This window comes from Mucilaginibacter pedocola (genome assembly GCF_002013915.1).
Taxonomy (GTDB): Bacteria; Bacteroidota; Bacteroidia; order Sphingobacteriales; family Sphingobacteriaceae; genus Mucilaginibacter; species Mucilaginibacter pedocola.
The window spans coordinates 18,193-35,385 of the sequence record NZ_MBTF01000037.1; the positions used below are offsets into that span (position 1 = coordinate 18,193).

Genomic DNA, 17,193 nt, shown 5'->3' on the forward strand with positions numbered 1-17,193 from the left:
TTACCATTACTTTTCGGTACTAAGTTACTAAAAATAACTTTAGTACTATAGCTTTGCCCACGAAATCTTAAATGAAAAAGTAATGAGCAAATTAAAAAACAAAGTAGCCGTTATAACCGGTGGCAATAGCGGTATCGGCTTCGGTATTGCAGAAGCATTAAAAAACGAAGGCGCATCAGGAGCCATTGTAGGTAGGAACCAGGTAACGTTAGACAGCGCCTCAGCACGATTAGGAGACAGCTTCATTGGCATTAATGCTGATGTGACCAACAATGCTGATCTGGAACGCGTGTTTAAAGAGGCATCAGAAAAATTTGGTAAGATAGATGTATTAGTGGCCAACGCGGGTGCCGGAACCATTGGAACGGTAGCAACCATCAGCGAGGCAGACTACAACCAAACCATGGACCTGAACCTCAAGAGTGTTTACTTCACCGTGCAAAAAGCCTTGCCATACATGAATGATGGTGCATCTATCATCCTTATCGGCTCAAACGCAGCGCACCGTGCCTATGCATCTTTCACGCTGTATGGCGCAGCCAAAGCTGCGGTTATCTATTTGGCCAAAGGATTTTCCAGCGACCTACTGGACAGGAAGATCCGTGCGAATGTAATTACACCCGGAACCACCGATACGCCTGCCTTCGACAAGTTCGTTCCCGCCGAACAGATCGATGGATTAAAGCAACATTTCGCCAGCGTAATGCCGATAGGCAGGATTGGCCAACCCTCAGATATTGGTAAAACGGCGGTTTTTTTGGCCTCGGACGATTCTTCGTTTATGCTGGGTGCCGAGCTATTGGTAGATGGTGGGATGACGTATTTGTCGAAATAATTAATTGAAAAACATGAAAAAGTTAGAAAACAAAGTAGCGGTAGTTACCGGTGCTTCAAAAGGAATAGGTGCCGCCATAGCAAAATACTTTGCAGCAGCGGGCGCTAAGGTGGTAGTGAACTATGCCTCGAGCAAAGCAGGCGCAGATAAAGTTGTAAAGGAGATTACAGAAAACGGCGGCACAGCCATTGCCGTACAAGCCGATGTATCAAAAGAGGCCGACGTAACAAGGCTATTCGAAGAAACCGTAGCGGCTTTCGGCTCGCTGGATATTTTGGTGAATAATGCCGTATCGCAAGGCTACGCACCTATCGAAATGATATCTGTAGAAGCTTTTCACCAAAGCTTTAATGTGAACGTATTGGGGCCTATATTAACCATACAGGCAGCGCTGAAGCTGTTTGGCGCTAATGGCGGCAACATTATCAATATCAGTTCGGGAGCCAGTAAATACCCGCTGCCCAATGCCTCTTTGTACTCATCAACCAAGGCGGCATTGGATGCTTTCACCATTGCTTTATCCAAAGAACTGGGCACCAAAAACGTGCGTATCAATTCTATTTTACCCGGTGCTACCGATACCGAAGGCGCACGCAGCGCAGGCGTTACCGTAGGCAGCGAATACGAAAAAATGTTTATTGCAAATACGCCGCTCGGCCGCCGCGGTCAACCAGAAGATATTGCCAAAGCCGCAGTTTTCCTGGCATCGGATGATGCCGCCTGGATAACCGGCGAACAAATTTCCGTTTCGGGTGGGATGTATGGGTTTTAATGACTGTTAAATGCAGAGAGCGGGCACTTAGGGCCCGCCCTTCCCAAACACCGTTGGCATTCACATTCAGTGGGCATATATTGGACGGAACTTTTCTGGTGCGGTTACTTACAGTTGCAGGCAGGCAGTATGGGGATTAAATGCCATAGGTTAAGAATTGGGTAACAATGTTTATCTTTAACAAACCTTATTAACATGTCTTTCAAACTCGGCGACTTTTTCCCTAAAAAACAAATAAACGAGCCCTATTTAGAGCTGGCAGACCCGCGTTGGTCCGAATTGGAAGGCGGGTATAGAGCTTCGGGTTACGACGCTTCAATTTCGCTGAGGAAACTTGAAAAAGCAGCCAATGCCAAAGAGGTTGAGGAAGTATATCGCGAGTTATGGGAGGATCTTCATCACCAGGGCGACCTTGGCCCGGCATCTTACTATGCAGTTCCGCACATGGTACGGATAGCAAAAGAAAATAAGATCGTGACCTGGGATGTATTGGGTTTGGTATCTTTAATAGAGATACAACGCCACAAAGATGGCAACCCGGCTTTACCAAAAGCGCTGTATCCTGTATACAGTAAGGCTTTGTCCATGTTACAGGACTTAGTTGCGATGATATTGGATAACGATTGGGACACGAGCACTATAAGCACCGCACTTACGGCCCTGGCAATTGCCAAGGGGCATCTTAAATTGGCTGAAGCCGTTCAGAACCTGGATGATGACGACCGTATAGAGGACTTTTTGGAGCAATACGGATAAAGTACTATGTATATCAAATTAGCAAAACACACAAAACTCGATGATACTTTGAACCGTGCGTTCGCGCAAATAGGTTCTATATTAAAGGTGAGGGTTGATGAAGAGAATTTTCTCCCCGATTTCGGTTCGTGTGTAGAGAACGGCGCGAAGTTTTCGCAAATTTATACTGCGGAAGACGACACCTTGATACTGCCCGACTTTTGGAAAAATGGCGTTTGCTTTGCCCACGGAAGCACCACTGATGTTATCCAATTAGCTAACGCAATTGATCGGTGGTTATGCAACGATATTAAAATAAAAGAACTTTCAGGCCAGTTCCCTTTTATCTCGCCAACCGAGCAGGCTGCTTTTTTTGAAGAAGGCAGGGAAGTTGAATATGCCTGGAACAGGGTATTAAATGACCGCTCATTGAAAAATATCTCGACCGTAGTTAGGCTTGCTAAGCAAGACGAGGTATTAGGCGCGCTCTTTCCTTTCACGAGTATGAACAGGCTTTGCTTCAGCAGATGCACCGGGTATCCTTACACTTCTGATATTCCCCTCATCCAAGCAGCTCTTGATGGTACCTACCAAGTTCGGCTGCCGGATAATACTTTGTTAGGTGGTGGCAACGCTATAGAGGTAATATCTTTACTCAAACAAAACCTACCTGCGAATATTCAACCGGCAGTGCCCGGAACAGCGGATGATTTGTGATATGCCTTTTCCTTTTCCCACCCAAAACACCTACCTTTCCTATCAATAAACCATCTCAACCCATGCCAGCTAAAAATACCCTCTTGCCCTCTGCAAAGCTTTTCGCCTTTGCTTTATGTTTTGCCATAAATACATCGCAAGCGCAAAGCACCTTACCAACCAGTAAGCCCGAAACCGAAGGCATACCCGCCGCGGCTATCGATAGCTTTTTAACAGCTGTTGGGCAGAGCAAGCACGAGTTTCATAGTTTTATGATGCTGCGCCACGGTAAGGTGGTGGCACAGGGCTGGTGGAACCCCTACGAGGCTAAGCTGAGGCATACGCTATACAGCTGCAGCAAAAGCTTCACTTCTACGGCAATTGGTTTTGCAGTGAGCGAAAAACGCTTAACGGTTAATGATAAAGTGGTATCGTTCTTCCCCGATAAGTTGCCTGATACTATCCCTGCGCATTTGGCCGCGCTGACGGTGAAGGATTTGCTTACCATGTCGGTAGGGCAGGAGCAGGACCCTACTTTCGCTGTCGCATCTACGCAGGAAGATTGGGTGAAAGGCTTCCTGGCGCTACCTATTGCAAATAAGCCGGGTACTAAATTTTTGTACAACTCGCTGGCTACGTTTATGCTATCGGCCATTGTGCAAAAGGTTACCGGGCAAAAGGAGGTTGATTATTTGAAACCGCGCCTTTTTGAGCCATTGGGCATTAAAGGGCAGGATTGGGAAGTGAACAAACAAGGCATCAATACAGGCGGCTGGGGGCTGCGCGTGCAAACCGAAGCGCTGGCCAAAATGGGGCAGCTTTACCTGCAAAAAGGCAAATGGCAGGGCAAACAAGTATTGCCTGCTGCCTGGGTAGAAGAAGCCACCACCGCTAAAATAGACCAGGCACCCGGCGCGCCGCAAAGCAAAAAAGATTCGAGCGATTGGATGCAGGGTTACTGCTACCAGTTTTGGCGCTGCCGCAACAACGCCTTCCGTGCCGATGGTGCCTTTGGGCAATACATTGTGGTAATGCCCGATCAGGATGCCGTAATAGCCATTACATCTGAAAGCCCCGACATGCAGGGCGAACTGAACCTGGTGTGGAAGTACCTGCTGCCCGCCATGCAGCCAAAACCGTTGCCTGCCAATGCATCGGCCGATAAAAATCTCGATACTCATTTGGCAAACCTGAAGCTTGCGCCGCTTTCGGGCAGCGATAAAGGCACTTTCAACCAAAACTTTACAGTGAAGCCCAATCTTTTAAACATTAAAGCAATAGGCATCAACATTAAAGATGGCATTTGCCACATCAGTCTGAAAAAGGATGCCGAAACCTACAACCTTGATTTTGCTACCGGCAAATGGCTGCCCGGCGAAACTGCCATGCAAGGCCCCGGCATTGTTAATGGCGCAAAGGAAGACTTTAGCATACTGCAGCCTTACAAAATAGTTGGCAGCTATGCCTTTACCGAGGGGAAAGAATTACAGCTAAAACTTCGCTATATAGAAAGCCCGCATACCGAAACCATCATCTGTAAATTTGATGGCAAAAATTTAACGGCTGATGTTGGCTTTAGTTACACTTATGGTAAAGACCATATTACTTTGCAGGGAGAACTGGCGGAGTAATTTTGGGGAGGCTAAAGTCCGCGAGTTAACTCACCCCGACGGCCTGCCATTCGCGGGCGTAGGCTCTTTCTACTTCGTAAAGAGGGCGTAAAACATTTTATTGTAATGCAGCTCACCCTCTTTGCGAAGCAGAGAGGGTCGAACAGCGATAGCGCATTCGGGGTGAGTAAAATAGCCCGCCTATTAAAACGCCACCTTCACCTGCTGCTGTTTCTTGATCAGTAACCAGGCGAAGAAAGTTCCTGCCAAAGCCATACAGGCCCCCACCAACGATGGCGAATTAAAACCAAAACCCGCAGCAATAGGCAATCCTCCGAAGAATGCGCCCAAAGCATTACCGATGTTAAAGGCAGCTTGCGTGGCTGCAGCGCCAAGCATTTCGGCCTCCGCGGCGGTTTTTATCATGAGTATTTGTATGGGAGTTGCTAAGGCGATAGATAAAGCACCGGCAATAAAGGTAAGCGCCAACGAAACGGACTGGCTACCGGAGAACAGGAATATCAGCACTAATGTGGCCGCCATGGCGAACAGCAGCACAATACAGGCCTTTACGGGTTCCATTTTATCAGCCAATCGGCCACCAATAACGTTACCCACCACCATGCCCAAACCCGCAAGCACCATAATGTACGATACCTGGTTGGCCGAAAAATGCGAAACGTTGGTCATCAGAGGTGCTATATAGCTTATCCACGCGAACAAACCGCCGGTGCCTATAGCTGTGATCAGAATAATGAGCCATGCTTCGGTGCGTTTAAATAAGGCCAGTTCTGTTTTGATATCGCCGGTCCTATCTACCGGTAGCCTTGGCAACCATAATTTTATGGATAACATAGTAATTAGCCCTATAACAGCCACTAAACCAAAGGTATACCGCCACGAATAATGGTGCCCTATGTAGGTACCTATAGGCACCATCAACAAATTGGCCACGGTAAGGCCCGCAAACATTAAAGAAATGGCTTGCGCCTGTTTACCTTTCTCGGCCAAACGGCTGGCCACTACCGAACCTACGCCGAAGAAAGCGCCATGTGGCAAACCCGAAACCAGCCTCGCAATTAGCAGCGTGGTATTGTTTGGCGCAAAGGCCGATAGCGCATTGAATAGGGTAAATATTCCCATCAGCGCCAGCAATATCTTCTTGGGCTCGTAATTACTGCTAATGGCAACCAGCAAAGGCGCACCAATAACTACGCCTAATGCGTATGATGATATGAGGTGGCCGGCAACAGGTATGCTGATGTGGAAATCGGTTGCGATATCGGGCAGAAGGCCCATCATTACAAATTCGGTGGTGCCAATGCCAAGCCCGCCAAGGGCCAAAGGGAGTAGGTTCTTCTTCAAAACGGATATATTAAGTGTTTCGACACACAAAATTACGGTTTTGAAAGCAGGTAAATGGTATTAATAGTGTCATTTCGACACGAAGTGTTCTTGGCTCCCGGGAACGCGCGGCACGCGCGCACCAGCACCTATTTTATTTTCCTGCCGATGCCTTTTCTATTAATGCAGAAACCTCTTTGGGGCGCGACTGGTAAATCGAGTGGCTGGCACCGGCAACTTCTACCGTTACGCTATTGGCACGTTTGGCGTACATGCGCTCCAGGTCGGGATTAATAATGCGGTCGGCACCGGCCACCATGTACCAGCTGGGCTTGGTTTTCCAGGCGGGGTTTACGATGACGTGATGAAAGACCGAATCGGTTATAGGCATCTGTGCGTGTGCGGTAAAGTTGGCATCGACGGCGGGCAGGTCGGCGGCAAAATCGGCAGCGAAGCTTTCGGGGGCAATGTTATCTTTCCCGTCGGCACCTTTCTGTAACGATTTATAGGCCGCCGGGAATTTTTTGCCGTTATCGGCCTCGTTCTCGCCGGCATCAGGCGCGTGGGCCGCAATGTACACCAGCGCGGTAACTTTAGGGTCGTTACCCGCTTCAGTAATTATAGCACCGCCGTAGCTGTGTGCCACCAATACGCATGGCCCGTCCTGCGCATCTATTACCCGTTTCACGGCTTGCAGGTCGGCTTCGTATGATGTTAGCGGCTGCTGTACCACGCTCACTTTATAACCTTTTTTGGTAAGGATATCGAACACCGGCCGCCAGCCCGAGCCATCCACAAAGGCACCATGCACCAGCACGATGTTTTTTACAGGCGGAAGTTGGGCAATAGTTGGGTTATATATAATGGTGGCAGCTTGTAAGGTTGGCGCACTTTCGGCCATCGATAAAAGCAAAAGGGCAGCGGCTAATAATTTTTTCATGGTGTTAGCTAAGTTAACTTAAAGCGATAACGGCGCTATTCTTCAATTGTTTAGCTTTAGTATTTATCCTCATTGGTTTTTACAATAGCCCGACGTTTGTCCCCCTAATTTCCTCCTCTATCCCCGTTAATAATTGCTATTTTAGGCACATATATGAAACCTATATACCTTACCTTATTTCTACCGCTGTTTTTAATAATATGCTTCAACGCTTCGGCCCAAAAACACGGGCAGGCCGAGATAGATTCGCTAAAGGCGCGTTTGGCCACCGAGAAGCGCGATACCGCCAGGCTTACCCTGCTGTGCAAACTCGGGGCGGCTTATGCTCCCATTGGCCAGGCAGATATTGCCGCTAAATACATCCACGAAGCCGAGGCGCTTAATAAAAAATTGAAGCCCAAATACACCAATGTGTTGTTACTGCGTTCCTCGGCCATTGTTGATTTTTACGGAGCCGATATGGTGGGGACAATAGCCAAATTCAACCGCATTATAGCCATTGCCGATTCTACGCACAATGAAGCGCAAAAATTTGATGCCCTAACCTTCATAGCCCGCTGCGAAATAGGTATGGGGCAAAAAGATAAGTCGCTGGAGCATTCGCAGCAAACATTGGCCTATTTTAAAAAGGTAGGTAATAACAAGCGCATATCTGCCGAAATGGGGCGGATAGCCACTATCAATAGCATGAACCAAAAGCGGGACAAAGCCCTTGCCCTTTATGCCGAAGCACTGAAATATGCCACGGCCTCGCGCGATACCACCACTATTATCGATTCGTATAGCAACTATGGCGAGTTTTATATGGACAATGGCGAATATCAAAAGGCATTAGACTGGTTTGCAAAGGTTGAACCGCTTCTTAAGGGCTACGAGGCCACGCCCGATTATACGCATTTACTTACCCTGCAGGCCACCTGCTACCAATACATCGGTAATTTCAGTAAGGCGATAGAAGGCTTTTTGTTGGTGGCCAAAATAGCTGCCTCAAAAAGCAACAACTTCGAGTTGATGCAGGCATACTTTGACCTGGGCTATGTTTACGACCAATTGCACAACCCGCAAAAGGCTATAGACCTGTATAAAAAAGCGCTTATCCCTGCCAGAAAGATACCCCAGATTGGCGCAAGATATATAAGTGCCACCGAGGGCGAGATAGCCAGGTTACTTTTATCATTAAACGACTATAAACAAGCTGTTGAGTATAACAAAATGCAGCTTAAAGATGCCCTGAATCCGCAGATGAAGGCCTATGCCTACAACTCGCTGGCCGATACCTATTTTAAGATAAAGGACTACAGCAACGCTATGCGCTACGCCAAACAGGGGCTTGATTACAGCAAAACCCAAAAGTTCACATTTGCTGCGCTGCATACCGTAATGGGTAACATCATTCGCGATGCACCCGATAAAGTTCTGGTAGAGGGGGGCTTAGCCCCGGCAAAGCGGAACGAAGAAATGCTGAAGTACCTAAAAAAAGGTTTTGATTATGATGTGCAAACTAAAAACACCCGGGAGATAAAAGACGACCACCTTGCACTAAGCCTGGCCTACGAAAAGCTGCACAATTACCCTTTGGCCCTTACGCATTACAAACGCCACAAAGAAATGGCCGACAGCCTGGCCGAGCAAACCCAAAAGAGCGACGCACGCCAAAAGCTGGCCGAGTTTGAGTTTGCCAAGCACGAAGATTCGTTAAAGTATGCGCAAAGCCTGGCTACCCAAAGGCTGAACGAGCAGATGCGTTTGCAGAAAGCGGAGATACAGAGCAAACGCTACCAAAGCTATTTTTACATAGGCGGTTTGGTAGCGCTGGTAGTGCTATCAGGTTTTATTGCGCTCAACTACAACAACCAGCGCAAGGCCAATACCCGCATCAGCGAGGCCAATAATGAACTAAGCAAACAACAACAGGAAATAACCACCCAGCGCGACCAACTGGCCGAAACGATAACCGACCTGAAGGCTGCGCAGGCGCAGCTGATACAATCAGAAAAAATGGCCTCATTGGGTGAGCTTACCGCCGGCATTGCCCACGAGATACAAAACCCGCTGAACTTTGTAAACAATTTTTCGGAGGTAGGTACCGAGATACTGGCCGACCTGAACGAAGAACTGGATAAAGGCGACATAGAGGAAGCCCGCGCCATAGCAACCGAGCTGCACCAAACGCTGGAGAAAATAAACCACCATGGCAAACGCGCCGATGGCATTGTAAAAGGCATGCTGGAGCATAGCCGCGCCTCCACCGGGCAAAAAGAGGCAACAGATATCAATAACCTGGTTGACGAATACCTGCGCCTGGCCTACCACGGGCTGCGTGCCAAGGATAAAAGCTTTAACGCCGACTTTGCTCTAAACCTTGCCGAAGATCTGCCGCAGCCCAAAGTAATAGCGCAGGATATTGGCCGGGTAATGCTCAACCTTTTCAACAACGCTTTTTACGCCGTGCAACAGAAGCAAAAAACCGCAGGAGCCGGCTACAAACCTATGGTAAAACTTAGCACCCAGTTAAAAGGTAAACAACTGCTGCTAACGGTAGAAGACAACGGCACCGGCATACCCGATGCTATAAAAGATAAAATTATGCAGCCATTTTTCACCACCAAACCAACAGGACAAGGTACCGGATTGGGCCTCTCGCTCAGTTACGATATTGTAGTAAAAGCCCACGGCGGGAAGATAAATGTGGAGAGTAAGGAAGGAGAAGGGACAGTGTTTGTGGTGGCGTTGGGGGTATGAGGGTATCATAAATTCATGGATATGATTTAGAGTAGTATTAGATTTTTATGGAAAACAAAAAAGTATTTATTTCATATAGCTGGTCTTCACCATCGCATGAAGATTGGGTGTTAGAGCTGGCAAATCGATTAGTACAAGACGGAGTTGATGTAATCTTAGATAAGTGGGATTTACGCGAAGGGCATGACAAATATCATTTCATGGAAGGAATGGTGAAATCCCCTGAAATTCATAAGGTATTAATAATATTAGACAAAAAATACTCAGAAAGGGCTGACGAACGCAAAGGAGGAGTAGGAACAGAAACTTTGATTATTACACCTCAGCTATATGCAGATGTTACCCAAGAGAAATTTATACCAGTGGTTGCAGAAGTTGACGAAAGTGGCAGAGCTTATCTTCCTGTTTATTTGAACGGTCGCATCTATATTGACCTCTCATCTAAAGATAACTTTGAATCAAATTATGAAAAGTTATTGCGAAGTATATACAGCCGCCCCAGCCTCACCAAACCGGCGTTAGGAAAGCCCCCTAAATATTTATTTGAAGATTCGCCTGTCCGTTACAAGACTACGACCTTGGTTAGAGGACTGGATGTGCAATTAGACAAAAATCCAAATAGAATAAATAGTTTTTTAAACGATTTCCTGGACGAATATTTTAATTGCCTGCCAGCTTTTGCTTTAGATGAAACTGTAGGGACTAGCTACTTAGGAATCGGAGAGGCTGCCTTCAATAAATTAACTCAATATGTCTCTCTAAAAGCAGATTATTTAGCATTCTTGGGTAAGATTTTCAAAAGCACAATCTTCTTTGATCATGACGTATTAATACAGTTTTTTGAGAAATTGCCAATGTTATTCAGACCTTTAGATGAAAAAACTAATTGGCAATCGTATTATTACGAACATTATAAGTTAATAATTTATGAATTGTTTTTATATACAATTGGGCTAGCAATTAGGTATAATAATTTGACACTGTTGCAAGACCTATTTCATTCCCGATATTTTATAAAAGATCAATATGAGGGTCCAAAAAGTAATGATGATTTTACTGCTTTTCGTTATTATTATGATATGATGGACCAGTATTATAAAAAACTTTATAATAAGAATTTTTATAGCCCGCAGGCCGATTTTATTATTCATCACATTCCAGAGGGTTGGAATCGTTCATTTGTGATTAACGCCGATTTACTTTGTTATTACGTTGCTGCGTTAAATAATAAAATTTGGTTTCCGACCACATATATATACAAGTCTCGGGATGGCGCTCCGTTTGACATAATTTCAAGATTAGTTTCTCGAAAACATTTCGATAAGATAAAAAATATTTTAGGATTTGACGATGTAGAGGCATTGAAGAAAAGAATCGTCGAAGTTAATGAACTAAATCAGCGGAGAAGTTATTCTCACGGATTTGCGGATCCTATACCCCAATTTTCCTATTATATCGATGTTGATAAAATTAGTACAGCATTGTAATCCAACCTATCACATCACACAAGTGCGAATATGCATCGGTAGGGCAGGGCGCTTACCCGTGCCTAACCAACTAACAATTCCCAACATCTTCACAATTAAATTATATAATATCTATAGAATTAGTAGAATATATTATATATTTGCATCGTTAAATCGTTCTTAATAATTATCAAGAAAGACTGAGGGATAGGCCCGATGATGTCTTAGCAACCTATACGCCCATTGGTATAAAGGTGCTAATTCCTATCTGTAGCGATACAGAAAAGATAATGTCCGCAAAATATTTGCATTGCCTCGCACAAGGCTTTTCATTAGACCCCTCATCCCGCTCTTCTTTTTCTTGTTGGTTATTCGGAACACTGAATATCGAACTATGAAAATTAAACATCTACTATTTACAGGCGCTTTACTGTTATCTGCATTTATTGCAGGCGCACAATCCGTACAACCGGCTACCGCCGCAACTCCCGAGGTAGACCGCGGTTACCTTGTAAAAACAGGCGACACCGCCCCATCTGATTTTGAACTGCAACTAACCGACGGCACCAAAACTTCCCTGAAACAACTGGAGGGCAAGATCGTCATCCTGCAATTTACGGCAAGCTGGTGCGAAGTATGCCGCGAAGAAATGCCTCACCTGGAGAAAGACGTATGGCAGGCCTACAAAGACAAAGGCGTGGTACTGATAGGTGTTGACCGAGACGAACCGCTGAAGAAAGTTAAAGCCTTCCGCAAATTCATGAACATCAGCTACCCGCTGGCGCTGGATCCCGGTGCTGATATCTTTGGCCGCTTCGCCAACAAAAAAAGCGGCGTTACCCGCAATGTGGTGATAGACCGCGATGGTAAGATAGCCTACCTCACACGCCTTTACGATGAGCAGGAATTTGCCGGCATGCTAAAAGCCATAGACGACCTGGTGAATAAACCCGTTGCTGCCCTTAATAACTAATAACCCCTACATCCAAATCAATACATTTTATATGAACACAACTACCAGCCCCAACCGAAGCCGCTTGAAACAACCGACCTCGAACTTTAACAGCCTTATGGCAAGCTACCTCTCTTCTATGTGTTGTTTTTGCTAACTCTTCAGCAATTCCCGGCATAAGCTACCGCTTTAAGTAGCCGGGAACCATCAGCTTTTTCATTCAATACAAATACCTAAAGCCCGCTGGTATTGCGCCAATTGTGCAAGCCATAGCGCGAGCTGTGTGCATTCGTATTGGCATTTTTTCAGGACCTATTCAACAATTGATCATGTTTAAAACTTACAAATCAGTACTGGCAATTTTATTGCTACTCTTTACCCTGCAGCAGGCCAAGGCCCAGGCTTTAAAAATAAGCGGTGTGGTAACCGCTAAAACCGACGGGCAGCCGCTACCCGGCGTTAGCATCGGCGTAAAAGGAACCACCACCGGCACGCAAACAGATGTGCTGGGTAAATTCACCATCAGCGCTAACGCGAACGATGTGCTGCATATATCGTATCTCGGCTTTGCGCAGCAGGATGTGGTTGTGGCCAACACCGGCGCGCCTCTCAATATTGTTTTACAGGAAGCCGCCAATTCGCTTAACGAGGTTGTAGTTACAGCGCTGAATATCTCTAAGGATAAAAAGTCGCTGGGTTATGCCGTGCAGGGGCTGAAGTCTAAAGACATATCCGAAGCCAAGGAAACCAATTTTGTAAACGCTTTATCGGGTAAAATAGCGGGCGTTAACGTTACCGGCAGCCAGGGCGACATGGGTTCGTCGCGTATAGTTATCCGTGGCGAAACATCGGTATCGGGCAATAACCAACCGCTTTTTGTGGTGGATGGTGTTATTGTAGATAACTCGCAGTTTCAGGGTACCAACGGTTCGAGGGATTTCCAGAACGCCATTGCGGATATCAACCCCGAAGACATCGAATCGGTAAGCGTGCTGAAAGGGCCGAACGCCGCCGCGCTTTACGGTTACCGTGCAGCAGCAGGCGTTATCCTCATCAAAACCAAAACGGGCAAAGGCGCCAAAGGACTGGGCATTAGCATCAACTCTAATACCTCTTTTGCTACACTGAAGGTTTTCCCCGATTACCAGAACGAGTACGGGCAAGGCTCTAACGGCAAATTCAGCTATGTAAATGGTGCCGGCGCAGGTGTTAATGATGGTGTTGACGAAAGCTGGGGGCCTGCTCTTAACGGACAGCTGATCCCGCAGTTCTTCTCCAACGGTCAGCCCGCTCCATTTGTGGCTCACCCTAATAACGTGCGCGATTTCTTTAAAACCGGTGTTACGCTTAACAACGGCGTAGCCTTGGCAGGTAACAGCGATAAGTTCGATTACAGGCTATCGTACAACAACCTGCACCAAACCGGTGTGGTGCCCAACTCGTCGCAAGGCAGAAACTCATTCCTCATCAATACTACCTTCCGCCCTACATCTAAACTGACGATCACTACCATTGCCAATTACATTAAAGACGATGCCGATAACCTGCCCGGCGCATACGGCAGGCGCGCTACCAGTACCATGCTGCAGTTTACATGGTTCGGCCGACAGGTGGATATAAACCAGCTGCGCAACTACCGCGATGCTAATGGCAACACCTTTAACTGGAACAACAGCTACTACAGCAACCCATATTTTATTGCTTACGAGAACACCGTGGGGCAGCACAAAAACCGCATCATTGGTAGCGTGGAGCTGAACTACAAGATCATAGATGGCTTATCGGCAAACTTCCGCACCGGTACCGATTATTATAACGACCGGCGCAAGATCAAAGTAGCCTATGGCACCAACGGCACGCCATTTGGTTCGTACGAAGAGGATGCTTACACCGTGAACGAAACCAACACCGAGGGCCGTTTGCAATACACCAAAAAATTGAATAAAGACTTCACTTTTGATGGCTTTGTGGGTGGTAACATCAGCACTATTTTGAACGAGCAGAACGACCAGATAGCGCCTAAACTGGCGGTAGCGGGTTTATACACGCTGAGTAACTCGCGCGATCCATTGGTATCATCCAACTACTACGGTAAACTAAAAACCTACAGCTACTTTGCATCGGCACAAATTGGTTTCCGCAACTACGCGTTCCTGAACCTTACCGGCCGTAACGACTGGTCGTCAACCCTGCCGGCATCCAGCTTATCGTACTTCTACCCATCGGTGAACGGAAGTTTGATACTATCTGAAGCGCTCGACTTTAAGAGCGACGTATTAAGCTACCTGAAACTGCGAGGCGGATGGTCAAAAGTGGGTAAAGCAACTACGCCTTACCAGCTTATTAATACTTACAACTTCACCGCGCCCTTTGGTACCAACCCGCAGCAAAGCGCAGCAAGCATTAACCTGAACCCCGACCTGAAACCCGAAACCACAACATCGGGCGAGGCAGGCTTCGAGGCCGGTTTCCTGAACGACCGTGTTAGGCTTGATGTAAGTGTTTACAACACCAACAGCGTTAACCAGATACTGAACGTGGATGTGAGCCAAACCACAGGCTACAGCCAAAAGCTGATCAACGGCGGCCGCATTAACAACAAGGGTTTGGAGGTGCAATTAGGCTTAACGCCCGTAAAAGCCAAGGACTTTACCTGGGATGTAACCGTGAACTACTCGCGCAACAAAAGCAAAGTTATATCGCTTGATAACGAAGGCAAACTGCAAAGCTACATACTGGGCACCAACCGCACGGTGCAGGTATTGGCAGCCGTTGGCCAGCCGTATGGTACCTTGTTTGGCACTTCGTATACCCGCGATGCATCGGGCCAAATTATTATTGGTGCTAATGGCACTCCTGTGGTTAACAACACCAAAACGTACCTGGGCAAATACACGCCCGATTGGTTAGGTAGCATTAACAACAGCTTCACTTACAAAGGCATTAACCTGAGCTTTTTGGTGGATGCGCGCTTTGGTGGCTCTATCTATTCTAACACCAACCGCACGGGTACTTACACCGGCGTGCTGGCGTCAACACTGCCCGGCCGTGGTGCGGCTAATGGCGGTTTAAGCTACTACTATCCAAACAATAATACCTCGGCTGCAGCCGTACAGATCGCAGCAGGTACAGCGGCACCGGGCGGCGCTACCGTTTATGATGATGGTATGATCTTTAAAGGCGTAAAGGCTGATGGCTCGGCCAACACCACCATTGTGCCGGCACAATCGTACTACAAGGGCTTTACCAATGTTGATGAGGCTTTTGTTTACAGCGCATCGTACGTAAAGCTTCGCGAGGTTAAACTGGGTTACACCTTCCCGTCGCAATGGGTTAAGGGTATCGGGCTGCAATCGGCAACACTATCTGTTGTTGGCCGTAACCTGTGGATCATCCATAAAAACGTTCCGAATATCGACCCTGAGACCGCCTTTAACACCGGTAACGGCCAAGGTTTGGAAGACCTGACCCTGCCAACCGTGCGCAACATTGGCTTTAATGTTAACCTTAAATTCTAACGACAATGAAACTTAAATATACGACCATACTATTATCAGGAGCCCTTTTGCTATCGGTAAGCTCCTGCAAAAAGGACTTGGTGAAGATAAACCAAAACCCCAACGCATCGCAAAATGCGCAACCTGATTACCTGCTGACGGCCGCCACAAAAGCAACGGCAGATACCTATTGGGGTACCGCCAATAATATGGATGCCAGCCTGCTATTTGTGCAATACTGGGCAAAAATACAATACACCGACCCCGACAGGTATATCTACACAAGCACCTCGTTCACCGATCTGTGGAGCGTTGGCTACGCAAAAAGTATTGTGAACCTTAACCAGATCATTAAACTGGCCGATGCCCAGGCCAACCCCAATTATAAGGGTGTTGCGCTGGTGCTGCGCTCGTGGGTGTTCGCATTGTTAACAGATAACTATGGCGATATACCTTACACACAGGCTACCAATATCGACCAATATCTTACCCCGGCTTACGATAAGCAAAGGGATGTGTACCTCGCTTTGCTGGAGGACCTGAAAACTGCACAGGCATCGCTAAATGTAGCTGGTCCCGCCATATTGGGCGATGTAATCTACGCCAATAAAATAGCGCCGTGGAAAAAATTCGCTAACTCGTTGCGCCTGCGCATAGCCCTGCGCATTGCCGACCGCGAGCCCGAAAAAGCAAAGCAAGTAATAGCCGATATACAGGCCGAAGGCAGTGGCTACATCAGCGCCAACAGCGAAACCGCCCAATTGGTTTACCTGGCATCACCGAACCAAAACCCGATAAGCAACCTGTTCGACACCCGTGATGATTACCGCATCAGCAAAACCATTGTAGATAAATTGTTCGCGCTGAACGACCCGCGCCTGCCTATATATTCCAGCAAAACGCAGGATGCTACGCCAAATACCTATGTAGGTATACCCAACGGTTTATTAGTGGGCGATGCAAGTAATTTGGGCTTCACCAAAACATCAAAACCCGGTACCTACTTTTTGGCACCCGGCGCCCCGGCAGTCATAATCAGCTATGCCGAAGTATTGTTCGACCGTGCCGAAGCCGCCGCCCGTGGCTTCACTACCGAAAACGCCGCCGACCTGTACACCCAAGCAATCACCGCCTCGTTAAATCAATACAGCATAGGCGATGCTGCCATAGCAACATACCTTGCACAGCCGGCGGTAGCTTATGATGCCACGAATTATAAAAAATCGATAGGGGAGCAGAAGTGGCTGGCCTTATTCGGCCAGGGCTTAGAAGCATTTGCCGAATGGCGCAGGTTGGATTACCCGCAACTGGCACCAGCCGTAGCCGGCACGCTAAGCGGTAAACTACCCCTACGTTTCCTTTACCCCGGCACCGAGCAATCCCTAAACGGAACAAGCTACAAAGCCGCCGTTGCCAACCAGGGCGCAGATGTGTTGACGACTAAGCTTTGGTTCGATGTGAATTGATACACTTGGTTCTTATACTAACAAAAAAGCACCCGTGAGGGTGCTTTTTTGTTGAATAGATTCGCCGATTAAAAGAAATTAAAGCCTAGCGCGAGTATGCAGCGGTGTGAAATTGAGGGGGCGTACTCGAGTCAGTTA

The 17,193-nt window shown here is 47.2% G+C and carries 12 protein-coding genes and 1 riboswitch; of the genes, 10 read left to right on the plus strand and 2 right to left on the minus strand.

Annotation, left to right across the window (positions count from 1 at the left end; genetic code table 11):
* The first annotated feature begins 82 nt into the window (after window positions 1-82).
* The 5 genes from BC343_RS26410 to BC343_RS26430 all read left to right on the plus strand — a co-directional run bounded on the left by BC343_RS26410 (window position 83) and on the right by BC343_RS26430 (window position 4,669).
* The gene (locus BC343_RS26410) at window positions 83-835 is read left to right on the plus strand and encodes an SDR family NAD(P)-dependent oxidoreductase (protein ID WP_078350830.1); all 753 of its coding nucleotides are present in this window, start codon (window positions 83-85) and stop codon (window positions 833-835) included.
* Window positions 836-848: 13 nt separating this feature from the next.
* Window positions 849-1,607, plus strand: coding sequence for an SDR family NAD(P)-dependent oxidoreductase (locus tag BC343_RS26415; protein WP_078350831.1), 759 nt, complete (start codon window positions 849-851; stop codon window positions 1,605-1,607).
* Window positions 1,608-1,802: 195 nt separating this feature from the next.
* Entirely contained in the window at window positions 1,803-2,363 is a 561-nt protein-coding gene (locus tag BC343_RS26420) for a hypothetical protein (protein ID WP_078350832.1), read from the plus strand.
* 6 nt (window positions 2,364-2,369) lie between these two features.
* Window positions 2,370-3,059 (plus strand): DUF6193 family natural product biosynthesis protein, encoded by a 690-nt coding sequence (locus BC343_RS26425; RefSeq protein ID WP_078350833.1) that lies wholly within the window; start codon window positions 2,370-2,372, stop codon window positions 3,057-3,059.
* 62 nt (window positions 3,060-3,121) lie between these two features.
* On the plus strand, window positions 3,122-4,669 hold the full coding sequence (locus BC343_RS26430; protein ID WP_143822365.1) for a serine hydrolase domain-containing protein: 1,548 nt from the start codon (window positions 3,122-3,124) through the stop codon (window positions 4,667-4,669).
* A 183-nt stretch (window positions 4,670-4,852) separates the two neighbouring features.
* On the opposite strand, the gene BC343_RS26435 is transcribed toward BC343_RS26430, so the two are convergent.
* Together BC343_RS26435 and BC343_RS26440 are read right to left on the minus strand one after the other, a co-directional pair.
* Window positions 4,853-6,013: an MFS transporter gene (locus BC343_RS26435; protein WP_078350835.1), complete on the minus strand. Its 1,161-nt coding sequence runs from the start codon at window positions 6,011-6,013 to the stop codon at window positions 4,853-4,855.
* A gap of 133 nt (window positions 6,014-6,146) precedes the next feature.
* Entirely contained in the window at window positions 6,147-6,932 is a 786-nt protein-coding gene (locus BC343_RS26440) for an alpha/beta fold hydrolase (protein WP_202909872.1), read from the minus strand.
* 153 nt (window positions 6,933-7,085) lie between these two features.
* Here BC343_RS26440 and BC343_RS26445 point away from each other — a divergent pair, with 153 nt between their 5' ends.
* The 5 genes from BC343_RS26445 to BC343_RS26465 all read left to right on the plus strand — a co-directional run bounded on the left by BC343_RS26445 (window position 7,086) and on the right by BC343_RS26465 (window position 17,055).
* Window positions 7,086-9,674 carry an ATP-binding protein gene (locus BC343_RS26445; protein WP_078350836.1) on the plus strand — a complete coding sequence of 863 codons (2,589 nt, stop codon included), beginning with the start codon at window positions 7,086-7,088 and terminating at the stop codon, window positions 9,672-9,674.
* 47 nt (window positions 9,675-9,721) lie between these two features.
* Window positions 9,722-11,161, plus strand: coding sequence for an SEFIR domain-containing protein (locus tag BC343_RS26450; protein WP_078350837.1), 1,440 nt, complete (start codon window positions 9,722-9,724; stop codon window positions 11,159-11,161).
* Between the two features lie 163 nt (window positions 11,162-11,324).
* A riboswitch (SAM riboswitch) is annotated at window positions 11,325-11,434 on the plus strand.
* Window positions 11,435-11,534: 100 nt separating this feature from the next.
* The gene (locus tag BC343_RS26455) at window positions 11,535-12,113 is read left to right on the plus strand and encodes a TlpA disulfide reductase family protein (RefSeq protein WP_078350838.1); all 579 of its coding nucleotides are present in this window, start codon (window positions 11,535-11,537) and stop codon (window positions 12,111-12,113) included.
* A 308-nt stretch (window positions 12,114-12,421) separates the two neighbouring features.
* Window positions 12,422-15,610: a SusC/RagA family TonB-linked outer membrane protein gene (locus tag BC343_RS26460; RefSeq protein ID WP_078350839.1), complete on the plus strand. Its 3,189-nt coding sequence runs from the start codon at window positions 12,422-12,424 to the stop codon at window positions 15,608-15,610.
* 5 nt (window positions 15,611-15,615) lie between these two features.
* Entirely contained in the window at window positions 15,616-17,055 is a 1,440-nt protein-coding gene (locus BC343_RS26465; protein WP_078350840.1) for a SusD/RagB family nutrient-binding outer membrane lipoprotein, read from the plus strand.
* Window positions 17,056-17,193 lie beyond the last annotated feature (138 nt).

Coding starts and splice junctions, on each gene's coding strand:
- BC343_RS26410 (WP_078350830.1), top strand. CDS start 83: ATGAGCAAATTAAAAAACAAAGTAGCCGTTATAACCGGTGGCAATAGC.
- BC343_RS26415 (WP_078350831.1), top strand. CDS start 849: ATGAAAAAGTTAGAAAACAAAGTAGCGGTAGTTACCGGTGCTTCAAAA.
- BC343_RS26420 (WP_078350832.1), top strand. CDS start 1,803: ATGTCTTTCAAACTCGGCGACTTTTTCCCTAAAAAACAAATAAACGAG.
- BC343_RS26425 (WP_078350833.1), top strand. CDS start 2,370: ATGTATATCAAATTAGCAAAACACACAAAACTCGATGATACTTTGAAC.
- BC343_RS26430 (WP_143822365.1), top strand. CDS start 3,122: ATGCCAGCTAAAAATACCCTCTTGCCCTCTGCAAAGCTTTTCGCCTTT.
- BC343_RS26440 (WP_202909872.1), bottom strand. CDS start 6,932: ATGAAAAAATTATTAGCCGCTGCCCTTTTGCTTTTATCGATGGCCGAA.
- BC343_RS26445 (WP_078350836.1), top strand. CDS start 7,086: ATGAAACCTATATACCTTACCTTATTTCTACCGCTGTTTTTAATAATA.
- BC343_RS26450 (WP_078350837.1), top strand. CDS start 9,722: ATGGAAAACAAAAAAGTATTTATTTCATATAGCTGGTCTTCACCATCG.
- BC343_RS26455 (WP_078350838.1), top strand. CDS start 11,535: ATGAAAATTAAACATCTACTATTTACAGGCGCTTTACTGTTATCTGCA.
- BC343_RS26460 (WP_078350839.1), top strand. CDS start 12,422: ATGTTTAAAACTTACAAATCAGTACTGGCAATTTTATTGCTACTCTTT.
- BC343_RS26465 (WP_078350840.1), top strand. CDS start 15,616: ATGAAACTTAAATATACGACCATACTATTATCAGGAGCCCTTTTGCTA.